This window comes from Streptomyces sp. ADMS, assembly GCF_033441795.1.
Taxonomy (GTDB): domain Bacteria; phylum Actinomycetota; class Actinomycetes; order Streptomycetales; family Streptomycetaceae; genus Streptomyces.
This window is the reverse complement of sequence record NZ_JAVFVX010000369.1, coordinates 1-690: the sequence shown is the minus strand read 5'-3', so window position 1 is coordinate 690 and position 690 is coordinate 1. Positions and strand designations below refer to the sequence as shown.

At 68.8% G+C, this 690-nt stretch carries 2 pseudogenes; both read left to right on the top strand.

Annotated elements, in window-relative coordinates:
* A pseudogene (locus RB628_RS41090) lies at positions 1–250 on the top strand (hypothetical protein); the annotation flags it as partial.
* A 132-nt stretch (positions 251–382) separates the two neighbouring features.
* Positions 383–690, top strand: a pseudogene (locus RB628_RS41085) (hypothetical protein); the annotation flags it as partial.

Here is a 690-nt window from a genome sequence, read left to right as displayed (position 1 = left end):
GGAACGAGCCCGCGAGATCCGCAACTCCGAAGGCTGGCACTACGCCGACGAACTCAGCTACAGCGGAGCGGCGTTGGCCAGGGCTGCCGATCACCTGACCGACCGGATCGACGTCGACCAGTCTGCGCACACCGGGCGAGTCCAGGCAGCCCTGGCCCGATCCGCCTCCGGCCAACCTGGTGCCTCTCCCACTTCGCCTCCCACCTCGGCGGCGTCGGACCCCCCTGCCGCGCGCCGCTCGCGCCTCTAGCACCGACTTCCGGCGAGGCCAAACCGCCATATCGCCGCATCCTCGACGAACGCCACTACCCCTACAAGTCCCCGCTCAGCTGCGACTTCCCGCCGCCGCTTACCGGGGGCGACCGGCCACGGAGAAGCCCACATGCGCCCCGATCAGACCCTGGTCACCTTCCAACGCGAGGGAACACGCATCACGGCGCGTACCAGCGAACCCGTCATCCGGGAAACCGTCGTCGGCACGTCGGAGCGTGAGCACGAGTACAGCTACTTGACCACGCCACTTCGGCAGCGCGGCGTGGCCTGCACCGTCGAGTACGGCCTCAGTGACTACATCGTCCACGCCGAACTCCCCGACGGCAGCGCCTTGATCATCTCTCCACCCCAAGAACCCGCCGCCGACCACCCGCCCGGGTATCCGGAGAGCTGGTTGGTGACGCGCGGGCATCCCGA